We start from the raw sequence: 15,665 nt of genomic DNA, 5'->3' as shown, positions 1-15,665 counted from the left end.
GGCCCAGCGTGCAGGATTCATGGTCACTCCGATCGGGGGGCGTCGGGTTCGGGCACCTGCTCGGGGATGGTCACGACGGTCCCGGTGTGCCGCGCGCGCTCGGCGGCCCAGACGAGCCGGTGACTGTCGAGGGAGGCGCGCGCGTCGGTGAGCAGCGGTGCCGGGTCGCCGGCGGCGAGGGCCGCGACGAACGCCGCCACCAGCGCCTGGTCGGCGTCGCCGTGACCACCGTCGAGGACGGCCTTGTCGTCGCCGGTCTCGACGGTCTCGTGCCGCCCGGTGACGAAGTCGTGGACCGTGAGGCGTTGTCCGTCGCCCTCGATGGCGCCGCGCGTGCCGAACACGCGGGTCCGGCGGGAGCTCATGGGCGTGAACGCCGTGACGGTGAGCGAGGCGGTGACGCCGCCCTCGTACTCGATCATGACGACCTGCTGGTCGGCCACGTCGTTGTCCCCGGTGTACACGCATCGCCCGTACGGACCGGTGCGCAGCGCCTCGCGTACGCCCTCCGGCGAGGTGTCGGCGGTGAGCGCGGTGTGCGGCCAGTCTCCTCGCTCCGGGGCACCGGCCAGGCGGAAGTAGATGCGCGGGGCGGAGTACGGGCAGCCGGGCTCGACCGCGCAGTCCAGGCAGCGGTCGGCGGCCCCGGCGGGGCGGTTCTCCGGCCGGAAGTGGGTCAGGCCGCCGAAGGAGGACACGCGCCGCGCCGGCCGCCCGATGATGTGGGCGAGCCAGTCGACGTCGTGGCAGCACTTGGCGAGCAGCATCGGCGAGGACAGGACCTCGCTGCGCCAGTTGCCGCGCACGAACGAGTGGGCGAAGTGCCACCAGCCGACCGGCTCCAGGTGCTGGACGTTGACCACGTCGCCGATCCGCCGCCGGTCGAGCAGGTCCTTGAGCGCGCGGGTGTAGGCGGAGTAGCGCATGACGTGGCAGACGGCGAGCATGACGCCGGACCGCTCGGCGGCCTCGGCGATCTTTCGCGACCCGGCCTCGGTGGGCGCCATCGGCTTCTCGAGCAGCAGGTGGTAGCCGAGATCGGCGAAGGCGACCGCGGGCTCGACGTGCTGGGCGTCCTGCGTCGCGACGATCACCGCGTCGGCGAGCCTGGGCCGGGCGGCGAGGTCCCGCCAGTCGGTGAAGACGTTCTCGGGTGGCAGTCCGTGCTCGGCGGCGATGGCCGTACGGCGGCTCTCGTCCGGCTCGGCCACCGCGACCAGCCGGGCGTGCCCGCCCGCCGCGGCGTGGCGCGCGTAGCTCCGGCCGCGGATGCCCGCCCCTGCCACCGCCAACGTGACCGGCATGCCTGCCCCCCACTCATCAATGGAAGTTTCTTCGATGATGACCCCGTCAGTGCCCGAGTCAATGGGCGCGTCACCTCGGAGCGGGCCACGCCGGACCGCCGGCCTGCCGCTATGATCGCTCCTCGATTCGAGGAGCGGTGAGATGGGCTTCCGAGAGACCTATGGGCGCGAGCCGGACGGGGTCTGGCACGCACCGGGCCGGGTCAACCTGATCGGTGAGCACACCGACTACAACGACGGCCTGGTGCTGCCCTTCGCGCTGCGTCAGGGCGTCACGGTCGCCGCCGCCCGGCGTGACGACGGGGTGTTCGCGCTGCGCTCGCTGCAGTCGCCCGCGACCGCCGAGGTGACGGACCCGGCGCCGGGGTCGGTGGACGGCTGGGCCGCGTACGCCGCCGGCGTCGCGTGGTCGCTGCGCGAGGCCGGATACCCGGTCGGCGGCGCATCGCTGCTCGTCGACGCGGACCTGCCGCAGGGGGCGGGCCTGTCGTCCTCGGCGGCGCTGGAGTGCGCGGTCGCGGTGGCCCTGTGCGACCTGTACGGCGTGGAGGTGCCGCGGCCGGAGCTCGCCCGCATCGCCCAGCGCGCGGAGAACGACTTCGTCGGCGTGCCGTGCGGGATCATGGACCAGTCGGCGTCGCTGCTGTGCACCGAGGGCCACGCGCTGATGCTCGACTGCCGCAGCGGCCTGTCGACGCAGGCGCCGCTCGACCTGACCGGCCTGACGTTGCTGGTCATCGACACGCGGGCCGAACACGAGCTGGTGGACGGCGGGTACGCCGACCGCCGCGCGGCGTGTGAGAAGGCCGCCGAACTGCTCGGGGTGCCCGCCCTGCGCGACGTCACCGACCTGGGCGAGGCCCTGTCCCGGCTCGGCGACCCGGTGCTGCGCCGCCGTACCCAGCACGTGGTGACCGAGAACCACCGCGTGGAGGCCACGGTCGGCCTGCTGCGCGCGGGAGTGGTCGGGGAGGTCGGGGCGCTGCTGACGGCGTCGCACCTGTCGCTGCGCGACCAGTTCGAGGTCTCGTGGCCGGAGGCCGACGTGGCGGTCGAGGAGTCGGTACGCGCGGGCGCCCGCGGCGCCCGCATGGTCGGCGGGGGCTTCGGCGGCTCGGTGATCGCCCTCGCGCCGGCCGCCCGCGCCGAACGGGTACGCGCGGCGGTGACGGAGGCCTACGCGCGCCGCGGCTGGGCCGAGCCGCGTTTCCTGGAGGCCACCCCGTCCGCCGGAGCCCGCCGCCTGCGCTGAGCGCCGCCGCGCGCCGACCGGACGGCGCGCCCGCCGCCGTCGGCGTCACGCACCGCCGGAGACCGGGGGGTTCGGCAGCACCCCGGACAGGACCGTGCTCACCATGGTGCGGACGGCCTCGGGCTCCGGTGGGGACGCCTGGCGATCGGCGAACAGCAGGTGCCCGGCCCCGATCAGCGTGGGAGCCAGCATTCCGACGTCGGCGCCGGCCGCGACGCGACCCAGGTCGCGCTCTGCCATGAGGTAGTCGGCGACCATGATCACCGCCTCCGCGAGGAGCGGGACGCCGGCCGGCCAGGTCCGGCGCAGCCGGGCGCGCAGCTCGTCCCGGAAGGTGATCAGCGCGACGAGCGCCACGGCGACCGATCGGAAGATCGTCGTGAGCGCGTCGGCGACGTTGCCCACGACCGTGCCGGTCCCGGCCGCATCCCGCAGAGCGGTCGCCTGGGCGGCCATCCGGCCCGCGCGATCGAGCACCAGCTCGGCGAGGAAGTCGTCGAAGTCGGCGAAGTGCCGGTGCAGGACACCCTTGGCACAGCCCGCCTCCGTGGTGACCGCCCGGCTGGTCAGCGCGCTCGGCCCGTCCCGGAGCAGGATTCGCTCGGCGGCCTCGAACAGCTGCTCGCGCACGTCACGGATCGCCACGCCTGTCGGCACCGCGTCTCCCCTCTCGCGGCGTCGAGCGCCGCTCCGTTGACGAGTGGGCATGTGCCCACTTACAGTGGGCGCATGCCCACTGTACCTTCTGAGCAATCCCCACCTGCTTCCCCTCGCGAGGCCCACCAGGCACGGGAGATGGCGGAGTCGTTCGGCACGGACGCCGAGCGATACGACCGGACCCGGCCCGGCTATCCCGACGCCATGGTGGAGGCGATCATCGCCGCCAGCCCCGGCCCGGCCATGCTCGACGTCGGCTGCGGCACCGGCACGGCGGCCCGGCAGTTCAGGTCGGCCGGCTGCACGGTGCTCGGCGTCGAACCCGACGCGCGGATGGCCGACTTCGCGCGGCGCGGCGGATTCGAGGTCGAGGTGGCGAAGTTCGAGGACTGGGATCCCGCCGGCCGGAAGTTCGACGCGGTCATCGCCGGCACCGCCTGGCACTGGGTGGACCCGGTCGCCGGCGCGGCCAAGGCGGCGCAGGTGCTGCGGCCCGGCGGCCGGCTGGCGCCGTTCTGGCACGTGTTCCAGCTTCCGCCCGAGGTGGCGGAGGCGTTCGGCACGGCCTACAAGCAGGTCGTGCCCGACGCACCGTTCGATCTCACCGCGACGACGCGAACCCTGGACGTCTACAAGAGAGGATTCGACAAGGCCGCCGAGAGCATCCGGCAGGCGGGCGCGTTCGGCGAGCCGGAGCAGTGGCCGTTCGAGTGGGAGCGGTTCTACACGCGGGACGAGTGGCTGGAGCAGATCCCCACCCAGGGCTCGGTCACCCGCCTCCCGGCGGACAAGCTGGCGGTGGTGCTGGAGGCCGTCGGCGCCGCCATCGACGCGCTCGGCGGCGGCTTCACGATGCACTACACCACCATGGTGGTCACCGCGGCCCGCACCGACGCTCCCTGACCGGCGGCGCGTTGGCGCTCAGGGTTCGTGTGGGGTCGGACGGGGGCCTGCCGGGGTCGCCAGCTCGTTCAGGGTGACCCGCCCGTCCAGGACCGCCGGCTGGTCGGCCAGCACCGGCAGCGAGGAGACCGTCGCCGGCGCGAGCAGGCCGACCTGGGCCAGCACGGACGCCTGGTCCCAGTAGATGTGTTCGCTGCGTACGGCGGTGGCGTCGAAGCCGACGACGGCGATGACCGGGACGCTGACGCGAACCCCGGTCGGCGGCACGCCGGGCAGGATCCACGGGACGGCGCTGTCGTGGGTGAACGAGACGATCATCTCGTCGACGAGTTGTTCGGTGCCGACGGTCTGGGACAGCGAGTCGATGGTGAAGTCCGCCGGATTGTGGCCGACGAACAGCCGGGTGTAGAAGTCCCGTACCCCCTGGTACCCGATGCCGCCCATGGCGGTGGGCACGTGGATCACTGCGGGCTCGGGGACCATGGTCGCCATGACGGCGTCGATGTCCTGCGAGATGAACTCGGCGTCCGTGTGCGCCTGCCACGCGGAACGCAGAGCCTGGGGATCGGGCACGGCGCCCCCCATCGCGCGAGTCTTGCGGACCTTGTGGTGAGTCGAACGCGAATTCCACGGTACGCGAAGAGACGGCCGCGAGAATGACCCCCTTCTCTCCGCGCCGGCTCTCCGTGCCGGCCGATCACCGGAAACCGGCGTGGCCGGTGGGCCGGAACCGCCATGCTGGGACGCATGCGGCGGTATGACGCGTTGACGGTGTTCCTTCTCCTTGTCGGAGGTGTGATCGTCCCGGTGGCCGGCTGGGTGGCCGGGGCGGTCATGCTGCTCGTCTCGCGGCGGTGGACGCTCCGCGACAAGCTCGTCGGCCTGCTCGTGTGGCCCGGCGGGCTCGCCGTCGCGGTCGGGATCATCGCCTTCTCGCCGACCCAGACGTGCGTCTACGTCGACGGCCCGTCCGATCGCGTCGGGAACTGCACGGGCACGACGATCCCCGGCTGGGTCGGGATCCCCGTGCTCGTGCTGGCGATCGCCGGGCCTCTCGTCACCGCGGTCTACCTTCTGCGCCGCGCGCGCCGGTAACGAAGAGACCGCCGGGTCCGACGAACGGACCCGGCGGCCTACCCGCTCTACGTCGCGGCGACCGTCAGACGAGGCCGAGCTTGCGCACGGCGTCGCGCTCCTCCTCCAGCTCGCGCACCGAGGCGTCGATGCGCTCGCGGGAGAACTGGTTGATCTCCAGGCCCTGGACGATCTCCCACTTGCCGTCCTTGCAGACGACCGGGAAGGAGGACACGAGGCCCTCCGGCACTCCGTACGAACCGTCCGAGACGACCGCCATGGAGGTCCAGTCGCCCTCGGGGGTGCCGTGGACCCAGGTGTGCACGTGGTCGATCGCGGCCGACGCGGCGGAGGCCGCCGAGGACGCACCCCGCGCCTCGATGATCGCGGCGCCGCGCTTGGCGACGGTCGGGATGAAGGTGTCGCGCAGCCAGTCGGCGTCGTTCACCGCCTGCGCGGCGTTCTGGCCACCGACCTCGGCGTGGAAGATGTCGGGGTACTGCGTCGCGGAGTGGTTGCCCCAGATCGTCATCTTCTTGACGTCGGCGACCGCGGCGCCGAGCCGCTTGGACAGCTGCGCGATGGCGCGGTTGTGGTCGAGGCGGGTCATCGCGGTGAAGCGCTCGGCCGGCACGTCGGGCGCGTGGCTCTTGGCGATCAGGGCGTTGGTGTTGGCCGGGTTGCCGACCACCAGGACGCGCACGTCGCTCGCGGCACCGGAGTTGATCGCCTCACCCTGCGGCTTGAAGATGCCGCCGTTGGCCTCGAGCAGGTCGCCGCGCTCCATGCCCTTCGTCCGCGGGCGGGCGCCGACGAGGAGCGCGACGTTGGTGCCGTCGAAGGCACGCTTGGCGTCGTCGGTGACGTCGATGCCCTCCAGCAGCGGGAACGCGCTGTCGTCCAGCTCCATCGCCGTGCCCTCGGCGGCCTTGACGGCCGCGGGGATCTCCAGCAGGCGCAGCCGTACGGGAGTGTCGGGTCCCAGAAGCTGCCCCGAGGCGATGCGGAAGAGCAGCGCGTAGCCGATCTGGCCCGCGGCGCCGGTCACGGTCACATTGACGGTCATCGTTGGTTTCTCCTGCGGTACGAGGTCCTCGCCGAGCGCAGAAACTCCGTGGAGGTCTCTCGCCGTCGAGACATTCCACCGGTCAGGCTACCGTGCGCCCCTTCCGGCCGTTCCGGCGGGTACGAACCGAAGCGGCGCGTACAGACGAGAAACCCCCTCACCTACGACGAGAGCGTGGGTGAGGGGGCTCGTTATCTACTCAGGCCTGCTTCTTCTGGAGGTTCTCGTCCAGCGCGGTGAGGAACTCCTGGGTGGTCAGCCATCCCTGGTCGCCGCCGACGAGCAGCGCCAGGTCCTTGGTCATCTGGCCGCCCTCGACGGTCTCGATGCAGACCCTCTCCAGCGTGTTGGCGAACTCGGTCACCGCGGGGGTGTTGTCGAGCTTGCCGCGGTGGGCCAGGCCCCGGCTCCAGGCGAAGATCGACGCGATCGGGTTGGTCGACGTCGGCTTGCCCTGCTGGTGCTGGCGGTAGTGGCGGGTGACGGTGCCGTGGGCGGCCTCGGCCTCGACCGTACGGCCGTCGGGGGTCATCAGCACGGACGTCATCAGGCCCAGCGAGCCGAAGCCCTGCGCGACGACGTCGGACTGCACGTCGCCGTCGTAGTTCTTCGCCGCCCAGACGAAGCCGCCGTCCCACTTGAGGGCCTGCGCGACCATGTCGTCGATGAGGCGGTGCTCGTAGGTGATGCCCGCAGCCTCGAATTCGGCCTTGAACTCGGTCTCGAAGACCTCGGCGAACAGGTCCTTGAAGCGGCCGTCGTAGGCCTTGAGGATCGTGTTCTTGGTCGAGAGGTAGAGGGGGAACTTGCGGTCGAGGGCGTACCGCATGGTCGCGCGGGCGAAGTCGCGGATCGAGGAGTCGTAGTTGTACATGCCCATCGCGATGCCGCCGCCGGGGAAGTCGGCGACCTGGAACTCCATCGGCTCGGAGCCGTCGGCGGGCTCGAACGCGACCGTCACCTTGCCGGGGCCGGGGACGACGAAGTCGGTGGCGCGGTACTGGTCGCCGTGGGCGTGGCGGCCGATGATGATGGGCTTGGTCCAGCCGGGGACGAGACGGGGGATGTTGGAGACGACGATCGGCTCGCGGAAGACGACGCCGCCGAGGATGTTACGGATGGTGCCGTTGGGCGACCGCCACATCTTCTTCAGGCCGAACTCCTCGACCCGGGCCTCGTCGGGGGTGATGGTCGCGCACTTGACGCCGACGCCGTGCTCCTTGATGGCGTTGGCGGCGTCGATGGTGACCTGGTCGTCGGTCGCGTCCCGATGCTCCATCCCCAGGTCGTAGTACCGCAGGTCGACGTCCAGGTAGGGCAGGATCAACTGGTCCTTGATGAATTGCCAGATGATCCGCGTCATCTCGTCGCCGTCGAGTTCGACGACGGGGCCCGCTACCTTGATCTTGGGCATGCTGTAGCTGTCCCTTCTTACGTCGTGGTAGCGAGGGCACGATCGGCTCTTGCGCTCCACACTGGTCAGCAGTCCTTCGTAGGGCTCGCTGATGAGGCTATCGGAGCGCCGACGTAATTCAGCCGCTGGACCCCTTTGCGACAAATGCGACAAGTGTGATACCGACCGCGGCGGCCGTCATGAGGAACACGTCGAGCCACCTGCGGCGCACCGCCAGCATGCCCACCTGGCTCTCCGGCAGCACCAGCCGCGCCAGCGCCGCGATGAACACCGAGGCGGCGATGAGCATGCTCCCTCGCCGGAAGTGATTAGTGGCCACGACGACGAGACCCGTCGCCACGCCGCACAGGACGAAGGCGTACGGGAGCCGGCCGAGCCAGCGCGGCACCGCCGGGCGTGGCCGCGCCCGGTCACCGCCGCGCGCGGACGGCGGAGTCGAGGGTCCCGGCATCGGGTGCGGGCCGACCGGATCCCCTCCAGGCCCGCCGGAATCGGCCGCCCCCGAGCGCGGCTCCGGGACGTACGGCTGCTGGGTCGACCCGCCCGGTTCAGGCGGACCGTACGGCTCTGACATGGCTCCTATCTTGGCAGCGCCGGGCGGGCCGCGTCCGTCGCCCGGCCCTGACAATACGGTCGGGAGGCCCTGTCTCGGTTGTCACGAGGGTGTCAATGCGGCCGTCACTTACCGGTCCAAAATGCTCGTCATGCCCCAAGATTCCCGTCGTACTCGTACCTACCGACGAGTAGGATGGTGTGACCATGGCCGGTCCGGGTAACCCGCCAGACAGGGGTCGCTAACTAGCTGGGAGGGACCGCCGTGGAGGGCCCGTTCATACGGATCGAGGAGAGCGGCACCGTACTGCCGCTGCGACCCGAGGTGACCACGATCGGGCGGGGGCGGGGTGTCGACATCCGGCTCGACGAGCCCAGCGTCTCCCGGCTGCACGCGGAGTTGATCCGGCGTGGCCCGTACGTCTACGTGGTGGACCTCGGACTCTCACGCAACGGCACACGTGTCAACGGACGGCCGATCGCCCGGCGCGTCCTCGAAGACGGCGACGTCGTGAGCTTCGGCGCCGCCCGCTGCCGGATGGGCGGCATCCCGCGCGAAGACGTCGATCCCGACGTCGAGCTGCGCCGGGCCGTCGCGCCCGACCTGACCCGGCGCGAGATCGACGTGCTCACGTCGCTGTGCCGGCCGGCGCTGTCCGACGAGGCGTTCGTGGCGCCCGCCACGGCGCGCGAGATCGCGACCGACCTGGTCGTGACCGAGGCCGCGGTCAAGCAGCACCTGCTGCGGCTCTACCAGAAGTTCCGCATCCCGGAGGGCGCCAACCGGCGCACCCGGCTGGCCAACGAGGTCATCGCGCTCGGCCTCGTACGCCCGCTGCCGCCGGTGCACGTGCCGCCCCAGGGCGGCCGTACGCCGGAGACCGCGCGGCGCCCGGACGGCCCCCGGCCGGGCGGCGGAACGACCGGAGCCCCACGTCAGCCCGCCCCCAGGCGCCCCGCCGCGCCCGGCGCCCCCAACCGCCGGGCGGCGAGCTAGGCCTGACACAGCTCGCTGCTTGAGACAGGCTTAGACGGCCTTCTCTGCGGCTTCCACGACGTTCGTGAGCAGCATGGCGCGGGTCATCGGGCCCACGCCTCCGGGCATCGGCGCGAGCCAGCCCGCCACCTCGCGGACGCCGGGGTCCACGTCGCCGGTCAGCCCCGCGTCCGTACGGGTGATGCCGACGTCGAGCACGGCCGCTCCGGGCTTGATCATGTCCGGCTTGATGAGGCCGGGCACGCCCGCGGCCACCACGACGATGTCGGCCCCGCGCGTGTGCGCGGCGAGGTCCTTGGTGCCGGTGTGGCAGGTCGTCACCGTGGCGTTCTCGGTGCGGCGGCCGAGCAGCAGGCCGAGCGCCCGGCCGACGGTGACGCCGCGGCCGATCACGGTGACGTCGGCACCGCGGATCGGCACGTCGAAGCGGCGCAGCAGCTCGACGATGCCACGCGGCGTGCACGGCAGCGCACCCGGCTGCATCAGCACGAGCCGGCCCAGGTTGACCGGGTGCAGGCCGTCGGCGTCCTTGGCCGGGTCGATCCGCTCCAGCACGCGCTGCTCGTCCAGCCCCTTGGGCAGCGGAAGCTGCACGATGTAGCCGGTGCAGGCCGGGTCGGCGTTCAGCTCGTCGACGGCGGCCTCGACGTCCGCCTGCGTCGCCGTGGCGGGCAGGTCGCGCCGGATGCTCGCGATGCCGACCTCCGCGCAGTCGCGGTGCTTGCCCGCGACGTACGCGTGGCTGCCCGGGTCGTCGCCGACGAGCACCGTGCCCAGCCCCGGGACGATGCCGCGCTCGCGCAGGGCCGCGACCCGCTCCTTGAGCCGCGTACGGATCTCCGCCGCGGTCGCCTTGCCGTCCAGTATCTGTGCGGTCACGTGCGCCATTGTCTCAGGCGGCGATCAGCGCCCGAACGGCCACCACCGGCGGCGACGGGGCCGATAAGGCATATAGGGCGGTGGGAGCGGTGGCGGAGGCACCGGCGGCCGGGACACGGGCGGCGGAGGCACGGGGGGTGGAGGCACGGGCGGGGGCGGCAGCGGCGTGGACGGGAGTGGGGATGGCAGGGGCTCACCGTCCGGCCCGACGCGGCTCATCGCCGACAAGCGACCCGCCAGCAGATCGGCGTGCGGAATCATGAAGTCGCCGTTGGGCAGGCTGCCCGTGTAGGTCCGGCCGACGATCGCGTCGGGCAGGAAGGGGCCCACCGGGCCACTACGGTCGGAATCGGACCAGAACATGGGGGCCGAGTGCCAGCTCCAGGAGCCGGGTTCGACCGACACCGGCTCGTCCGTGCCGAGGATCACACAGTGGTCGGCCGGCGCGGAGGTGCCGATCCGCGGGACATCGCCGGTATGGCAGTCGACGGCCGGCATTTCGCGGCGGTCCGGATGCCGTGGGACGTACCAGAGCAGGAGCGGGTCCGAGCGGGTCGCGTCGCGGTTGTCGAAGCAGCACAGCGCGATGGCGTGCTCGGGATAGTTCTGGGCGTAGAAGTCGAACAGCGGGCGGTTGACCGGGATCCGCCGATGCTCGGGCACGAGACGGAGCGCGTCGGGGATCAGCGAGGCATTCGTCGCGAGCACGACGGTGTAGATGTCGTGCTCGAACACCTGCACCGGCGGCGGCGCGGCGCCCGCCGGCGCGCCGCCCGGCGCCGGCATGCCGTATCCCGGCGAACGCGGCATGATCGCGTCGGCCATCCGCCGCAGAACCTGGCGCGCGCCGCTCGTGTCGACGAAGTTGTCCTGCGTCATGCCGACGCCGGGCAGGTGCAGCAGCATGGCGTTCGGGCCGGTGGCGTAGTTGGCCGCGACGTTCTGGTACCCGAGCACGTGCACGAGCCCGTGCTCGGGGTGCCGGACACGGCCGTGATACAGGATCGTGTCGGTGAACCGCGCCGGCGCCGCCGAGACGCACATCAGTGGAAGAAGTGCCGGACGCCGGTGAAGTACAGCGTGACCCCGGCCTTCTCCGCGGCCTCGATCACGTCGGCGTCGCGTACGGAGCCGCCCGGCTCGACGATGGCACGCACGCCCGCCTCGGTGAGCACCTCCAGCCCGTCCGCGAACGGGAAGAACGCGTCGGAGGCGCCGACCGAGCCCGCCGCGCGGTCACCGGCTCGGGTGACCGCCAGCCGTGCGGAGTCGACCCGGTTGACCTGGCCCATGCCGACGCCGACGGTCGCGCCGTCGGCCGCCAGCAGGATCGCGTTGGACTTCACCGAACGGCACGCCCGCCACGCGAACGCCAGGTCGCGCAGCGTCGCCTCGTCGGCCGCGGCGCCCGCCTTCAGCTCCCAGGTGGCGGGGTCGTCGCCGGCCGCGTCGATCTTGTCCGTGCTCTGGGTCAGCAGGCCGCCGTCGATGCGCCGGAACTCCGTGACGCCCGCCGGGCCCTCCGGGCAGACGAGCAGCCGGATGTTCTTCTTCACGGTCAGCAGCGAGAGCGCCTCGTCGTCGAAGGCGGGGGCGACCAGCACCTCGGTGAAGATGTCGGCGACCTGGCGCGCCATCTCCGCCGAAACGGGCCGGTTGGTGGCGATCACGCCGCCGTACGCGGACAGCGAGTCACAGGCGTGCGCCTTACGGTGCGCCTCGGCGATGTCGGCGCCCACGGCGATGCCGCAGGGGTTGGCGTGCTTGATGATCGCCACGCAGGGCTCGGTGAAGTCGTACGCCGCGCGGCGTGCGGCGTCGGCGTCGACGTAGTTGTTGTAGGACATCTCCTTGCCGTGGAGCTGCTCGGCCTCGGCCAGCCCTCCGGCGTGGGAGGTGTAGAGCGCGGCGCGCTGGTGGGGGTTCTCGCCGTAGCGGAGGACGGCCTTGCGGTCCCACACGCTCGCGACGATCGGCGCCCAGCCGCTCTCCTCGGCGACCTCGTCGGGCGCGTAGGAATTGGCGAACCAGGAGGCGACCGCGGCGTCGTAGGCGGCGGTGTGCGCGTACGCCGCCGCGGCGAGCCGCTTGCGCTCGGTCGCCTCGAAGCCGCCGCGGCGCACGGCGTCCAGGACCTCGCCGTACGAGGCGGGGTCGACGACGACGGCGACGCTCTGGTGGTTCTTGGCCGCGGCGCGGACCATCGCGGGCCCGCCGATGTCGATCTGCTCCACGATCTCGTCGGGGCCGGCGCCGGAGGCGACCGTCTCCGCGAAGGGGTAGAGGTTGGAGATCAGCAGGTCGAAGGGCTCGACGTGCAGGTCCTCGAGCTGCTGGACGTGGTCGGCGTTGCGCCGGTCGGCGAGCAGCCCGGCGTGCACCTTCGGGTGCAGGGTCTTGACCCGCCCGTCGAGGCACTCGGGGAAGCCGGTGAGCTTCTCCACCTTCATGACCGGTACGCCCGCGGCGGCGATGCGGGCCGCCGTCGACCCCGTGGAAACGATCTCGACACCCGCCCGGTGCAGGCCGGTGGCCAGCTCTTCCAGGCCCGACTTGTCATAGACGCTGATCAGCGCGCGCTTGATCGCGATCCGGGTCACCCGATCCTCACTCTCCTGCTGCTCTCGATGGTCCATCCCTCGCGGACCAGGCGGCCCACGGTCCGCACGAGCAGCGGACGCTCGACGTCCTTGATCCGCTCGTGCAGCGTGTCTTCGTCATCGTCGTCGAGGACCGGCACCGCCTCCTGGGCGATGATCGGGCCGGTGTCGACGCCGGAGTCCACGAAATGCGCGGTGCAGCCCGTCACCTTGACGCCGTGCTCGAGAGCGTCGCGCGCGGCGTGCGTACCCGGGAACGCGGGCAGCAGCGCCGGATGGGTGTTGATCACGCGGCCGCCGAAGCGGTCGAGGAAACGCGCGCCGAGGATCTTCATGAAACCGGCCGAGACGACCAGGTCGGGGTCGTACTTGTCGACCGCCTCGGTCAGAGCGGCGTCCCACTGCTCGCGCGTCTCGTGGTCCTTGACCCGCGCGACGAACGTCGGTATTCCGGCACGGTCGGCCCTCGCCAGGCCTTCGATGCCGTCACGGTCGGCGCCGACGGCAACGACCCGGGCACCGTAGGCTGGATCGGTACACGCGTCGAGGAGCGCCTGTAGGTTGGTCCCCGCGCCGGAGACGAGGACGACGAGCCGGGCGGACACCGTAACTCCCAGGAGATACAGACGGGTTGGCGGGCCGTACCAGCCTATCGGCCGGCGTTCGGCCGGGTTCAGCCGACACCAGGAGGCAGCAGCCGTGACCGAGGTGAATCCCTCCTCACGCGCCGCACACCGCCCGGGATCGGCCACCCACGGGCGCCCGCACCCCAGCCGCAGGCCATAGCGTGACCCCCAAGAGCAGCCGGATCGAACCAGGAGACATCGTGAGCGACGCCCAAGGACCGGGCGAGAGCGGACCGCAGACACAGCTTCCCGGGCCGCCACCTTCCGCACCCCCGCCCCCGCTGCCGCCCACCCCGGTGGAGCGCGGCGGAATGCGCGCGCTGTCGCTGAGCATCATCGGCCTGCTGCTGCTGTTCCTGCCGATCCCGGGGCTCGCCCTGCTCGGCCTGGCGCTGCTGATCGCAGGCGTCGTCACCGGCGTACGCGCCCGCCGCCGCGCCAAGCGCGTCCTCACCCGCGCGCCGGGCGCCATCGGGGGCATCATCGTCGGGGCGATCGGGCTGTGCTTCGCCGTGGCCGGCATCGCCATCGGCGCGATGGTCGCGACGGAGTTCAGCGACTACGAGAACTGCCGCTCCTCCGCGCTGACCATCACCGACAAGCAGACCTGCCAGGACCGCTACTTCCCGAAGATCGAGCACAAGCTGCACCTGCCGGCGGGGTCGATGGACCGCTACCGCTCGATGTTCTGACCTCCGCGCGCCGTCAGCGTGGGCGGTCGCGCGGTGGGCGCTTGCGGATCGGGGAGACCGAGCCGGGCTCGGCCTCCTTGCGCGGGCGCGGCACTCCGGGCAGCCGCTGACGCTCACCGATCGGCGTCACACCGTCGGGCAGCGGCGGCGGGACCTCCACCGTGGCCAGCACCGGCTCCGGATCCTCGAACTGCACCTTGTCGGAGACCTTGGCGGGTTCGGCGGCGGGCTCGGGCGCGGGCGCGTCGTCCTCGGCCGGCGGCATGCGGCGCAGCAGGTGCCAGTTCGCCGCCCAGGCGGCGATGGCGGCCGAGACGCCGACCTCGAGGGCCGCCATCAGGCCGACCTGCCAGGCGGAGGGCCCCATGACCGCCATGCGGTGACCGCCGACGGGCCCGCCGGACAGCGCCGCCAGGAACGCCACCACGCCGCCGGTCAGCACCCCGCAGACGAAGCCCCACAGCGGCGCCGCCTCGCCCACCGCGCTCGGCAGGGACCGGACGGTCAGCACGCCTCCGGCGACGCCCGCGGCGAACGGAACGGCCAGGGCGAGCAGTGAGACCAGCGGCGCCGGGCCGGGCGACGGCAGCGCCGCGAGCGGGGGGAACGAGGGGATCATGCCGACGAAGACGCCGGACGGCGCCACGCTCGTGCCCGCGCCGACCGCGAACCCGGGGCCGACGGCGTACGACACGGCCCAGATCGCGGCGTTCGGCAGGTAGGTGATCGCGACGATGGTCAGCAGGATGCCGCCGACGATGCCGGTGCCGAGCATGCCGTAGATGTGGGTTAGCTCCGAGATGTGGAAGAGCAGCGAGACGAGGAAGATCAGCAGCCCGGACGCGATGAGCACGGTCATGGCGCCGGTGACCCCGGCGGCGAGCGACCGCGCACGGTGCGGCAGCAGCATGAAGATCGCCACCCACGGCGAGCGCTTCGTGGTCGAGGCGACCAGGGCCCGCGCCGCGCCGAGCCCGCCCGCGACGAGGGCGAGCAGGAAGCACGCCAGGAGCGCCTGCCACGCCGACGGCGACACCACCGTGGAGCGAGCGAGGAGGGCGAGGAGGAAGGCCAGCACCGCGTACGGGACGGCGAGCGCGAGCGCGGCGTGCACGACGCCGATGCGGTACCGCCCGCGAACACGGCCGGTCCGGGTGATCCACCCGCCGCCGCGGAAGAGCAGCGCGCCCGGCAGCACGGTCAGACCGAGGGGAAGCAGCCCGACGCGGCCGTGCGGCACCGAGAAACCGGCGTGGTGTGAGACGAGCCAGAAGTTCACCGCGGTACGGAACACACCGGGCAACCCGGTGCCGAGCGCGGTACGAGGCGCGGCGATCCACCCAATGAGCGTGACCGTGGTGAGCGTGGTCAGCCCGAGCCCGGCGCACCAGACGGCGGCGACGATGCCGGAGACCGCGAGCGGCCGTACCGCGGGCTCGGCCGAGACCTCGCCCCCACCGGGTTCGTCACCGGCATCCGCACCGGACACGCGTGCCCGTACGTCGCTCATTGGGTCGTCACCGCTCCTCGGCTGGCTGGGCACAGACCGCCACCCATGCTCGCAGCCACAAGCCCCCCAACCGAGCCAGCGCCTCCGGCGTGTCGCAGGATCGAGCACCCCGCACGGACCCGAACAGATAGCCCCACAG

Annotated in this window: 16 protein-coding genes; 5 read left to right on the top strand and 11 right to left on the bottom strand. The window is 72.2% G+C overall.

From position 1 onward, the window contains the following. Positions 1 to 23: 23 nt before the first annotated feature. Positions 24 to 1,304 carry a Gfo/Idh/MocA family protein gene (locus ABEA10_RS41880; protein ID WP_345473779.1) on the bottom strand — a complete coding sequence of 427 codons (1,281 nt, stop codon included), beginning with the start codon at positions 1,302 to 1,304 and terminating at the stop codon, positions 24 to 26. A 142-nt stretch (positions 1,305 to 1,446) separates the two neighbouring features. Between ABEA10_RS41880 and galK the strand changes: the two genes are divergently transcribed. Next, positions 1,447 to 2,556, top strand: a complete 1,110-nt coding sequence (gene galK / locus ABEA10_RS41875) for a galactokinase (protein ID WP_345473777.1) — start codon at positions 1,447 to 1,449, stop codon at positions 2,554 to 2,556. A gap of 45 nt (positions 2,557 to 2,601) precedes the next feature. Here galK and ABEA10_RS41870 read toward each other — a convergent pair whose 3' ends face one another. Next, entirely contained in the window at positions 2,602 to 3,213 is a 612-nt protein-coding gene (locus ABEA10_RS41870) for a TetR/AcrR family transcriptional regulator (RefSeq protein ID WP_345473775.1), read from the bottom strand. A gap of 138 nt (positions 3,214 to 3,351) precedes the next feature. Between ABEA10_RS41870 and ABEA10_RS41865 the strand changes: the two genes are divergently transcribed. Continuing rightward, entirely contained in the window at positions 3,352 to 4,116 is a 765-nt protein-coding gene (locus ABEA10_RS41865; RefSeq protein WP_345473773.1) for a class I SAM-dependent methyltransferase, read from the top strand. Positions 4,117 to 4,134: 18 nt separating this feature from the next. Here ABEA10_RS41865 and ABEA10_RS41860 read toward each other — a convergent pair whose 3' ends face one another. Then, positions 4,135 to 4,689 carry a hypothetical protein gene (locus ABEA10_RS41860; protein ID WP_345473771.1) on the bottom strand — a complete coding sequence of 185 codons (555 nt, stop codon included), beginning with the start codon at positions 4,687 to 4,689 and terminating at the stop codon, positions 4,135 to 4,137. Between the two features lie 174 nt (positions 4,690 to 4,863). Between ABEA10_RS41860 and ABEA10_RS41855 the strand changes: the two genes are divergently transcribed. Beyond that, positions 4,864 to 5,211 carry a hypothetical protein gene (locus tag ABEA10_RS41855; protein ID WP_345473769.1) on the top strand — a complete coding sequence of 116 codons (348 nt, stop codon included), beginning with the start codon at positions 4,864 to 4,866 and terminating at the stop codon, positions 5,209 to 5,211. 64 nt (positions 5,212 to 5,275) lie between these two features. On the opposite strand, the gene ABEA10_RS41850 is transcribed toward ABEA10_RS41855, so the two are convergent. The 3 genes from ABEA10_RS41850 to ABEA10_RS41840 form a co-directional block, all read right to left on the bottom strand. Further along, a complete protein-coding gene (locus ABEA10_RS41850) occupies positions 5,276 to 6,256 on the bottom strand; it encodes a malate dehydrogenase (protein WP_345473767.1) in 981 nt (326 codons plus the stop codon). 199 nt (positions 6,257 to 6,455) lie between these two features. After that, complete coding sequence (locus ABEA10_RS41845) at positions 6,456 to 7,670, bottom strand: NADP-dependent isocitrate dehydrogenase (RefSeq protein ID WP_345473765.1); 1,215 nt, start codon at positions 7,668 to 7,670, stop codon at positions 6,456 to 6,458. A gap of 118 nt (positions 7,671 to 7,788) precedes the next feature. Then, positions 7,789 to 8,244 (bottom strand): DUF3017 domain-containing protein, encoded by a 456-nt coding sequence (locus ABEA10_RS41840; RefSeq protein ID WP_345473763.1) that lies wholly within the window; start codon positions 8,242 to 8,244, stop codon positions 7,789 to 7,791. Between the two features lie 243 nt (positions 8,245 to 8,487). On the opposite strand from ABEA10_RS41840, the gene ABEA10_RS41835 reads away from it, so the two are divergent. Then, entirely contained in the window at positions 8,488 to 9,219 is a 732-nt protein-coding gene (locus ABEA10_RS41835) for an FHA domain-containing protein (protein ID WP_329251016.1), read from the top strand. A 30-nt stretch (positions 9,220 to 9,249) separates the two neighbouring features. On the opposite strand, the gene ABEA10_RS41830 is transcribed toward ABEA10_RS41835, so the two are convergent. Genes ABEA10_RS41830 through purN form a run of 4 tightly spaced genes read right to left on the bottom strand, consistent with a single transcriptional unit; the run spans position 9,250 to position 13,303 of the window. Then, complete coding sequence (locus ABEA10_RS41830; protein WP_345473760.1) at positions 9,250 to 10,098, bottom strand: bifunctional methylenetetrahydrofolate dehydrogenase/methenyltetrahydrofolate cyclohydrolase; 849 nt, start codon at positions 10,096 to 10,098, stop codon at positions 9,250 to 9,252. Positions 10,099 to 10,122: 24 nt separating this feature from the next. After that, positions 10,123 to 11,142, bottom strand: coding sequence for a hypothetical protein (locus tag ABEA10_RS41825; RefSeq protein WP_345473758.1), 1,020 nt, complete (start codon positions 11,140 to 11,142; stop codon positions 10,123 to 10,125). Next, positions 11,142 to 12,698 carry a bifunctional phosphoribosylaminoimidazolecarboxamide formyltransferase/IMP cyclohydrolase gene (purH, locus tag ABEA10_RS41820; RefSeq protein WP_345473756.1) on the bottom strand — a complete coding sequence of 519 codons (1,557 nt, stop codon included), beginning with the start codon at positions 12,696 to 12,698 and terminating at the stop codon, positions 11,142 to 11,144. The genes ABEA10_RS41825 and purH overlap by 1 nt, the downstream gene beginning before the upstream one ends. Then, on the bottom strand, positions 12,695 to 13,303 hold the full coding sequence (gene purN / locus ABEA10_RS41815) for a phosphoribosylglycinamide formyltransferase (protein ID WP_329251005.1): 609 nt from the start codon (positions 13,301 to 13,303) through the stop codon (positions 12,695 to 12,697). Before purN ends, purH begins: the two co-directional genes overlap by 4 nt. 221 nt (positions 13,304 to 13,524) lie before the next feature. Between purN and ABEA10_RS41810 the strand changes: the two genes are divergently transcribed. Next, on the top strand, positions 13,525 to 14,016 hold the full coding sequence (locus tag ABEA10_RS41810; protein WP_345473752.1) for a hypothetical protein: 492 nt from the start codon (positions 13,525 to 13,527) through the stop codon (positions 14,014 to 14,016). Positions 14,017 to 14,029: 13 nt separating this feature from the next. Here ABEA10_RS41810 and ABEA10_RS41805 read toward each other — a convergent pair whose 3' ends face one another. After that, positions 14,030 to 15,526 carry a cell division protein PerM gene (locus ABEA10_RS41805; RefSeq protein WP_345473750.1) on the bottom strand — a complete coding sequence of 499 codons (1,497 nt, stop codon included), beginning with the start codon at positions 15,524 to 15,526 and terminating at the stop codon, positions 14,030 to 14,032. Positions 15,527 to 15,665 lie beyond the last annotated feature (139 nt).

The organism is Actinoallomurus oryzae, assembly GCF_039541955.1.
Taxonomy (GTDB): domain Bacteria; phylum Actinomycetota; class Actinomycetes; order Streptosporangiales; family Streptosporangiaceae; genus Actinoallomurus; species Actinoallomurus oryzae.
This window is presented reverse-complemented; position numbering and strand designations above follow the sequence as displayed.

Bases quoted from the DNA above. Each gene is read 5' to 3' on its own strand.
- ABEA10_RS41880 (WP_345473779.1), bottom strand. From the start codon at position 1,304: ATGCCGGTCACGTTGGCGGTGGCAGGGGCGGGCATCCGCGGCCGGAGC.
- galK (WP_345473777.1), top strand. From the start codon at position 1,447: ATGGGCTTCCGAGAGACCTATGGGCGCGAGCCGGACGGGGTCTGGCAC.
- ABEA10_RS41865 (WP_345473773.1), top strand. From the start codon at position 3,352: ATGGCGGAGTCGTTCGGCACGGACGCCGAGCGATACGACCGGACCCGG.
- ABEA10_RS41855 (WP_345473769.1), top strand. From the start codon at position 4,864: ATGCGGCGGTATGACGCGTTGACGGTGTTCCTTCTCCTTGTCGGAGGT.
- ABEA10_RS41850 (WP_345473767.1), bottom strand. From the start codon at position 6,256: ATGACCGTCAATGTGACCGTGACCGGCGCCGCGGGCCAGATCGGCTAC.
- ABEA10_RS41845 (WP_345473765.1), bottom strand. From the start codon at position 7,670: ATGCCCAAGATCAAGGTAGCGGGCCCCGTCGTCGAACTCGACGGCGAC.
- ABEA10_RS41840 (WP_345473763.1), bottom strand. From the start codon at position 8,244: ATGTCAGAGCCGTACGGTCCGCCTGAACCGGGCGGGTCGACCCAGCAG.
- ABEA10_RS41825 (WP_345473758.1), bottom strand. From the start codon at position 11,142: ATGTGCGTCTCGGCGGCGCCGGCGCGGTTCACCGACACGATCCTGTAT.
- ABEA10_RS41805 (WP_345473750.1), bottom strand. From the start codon at position 15,526: ATGAGCGACGTACGGGCACGCGTGTCCGGTGCGGATGCCGGTGACGAA.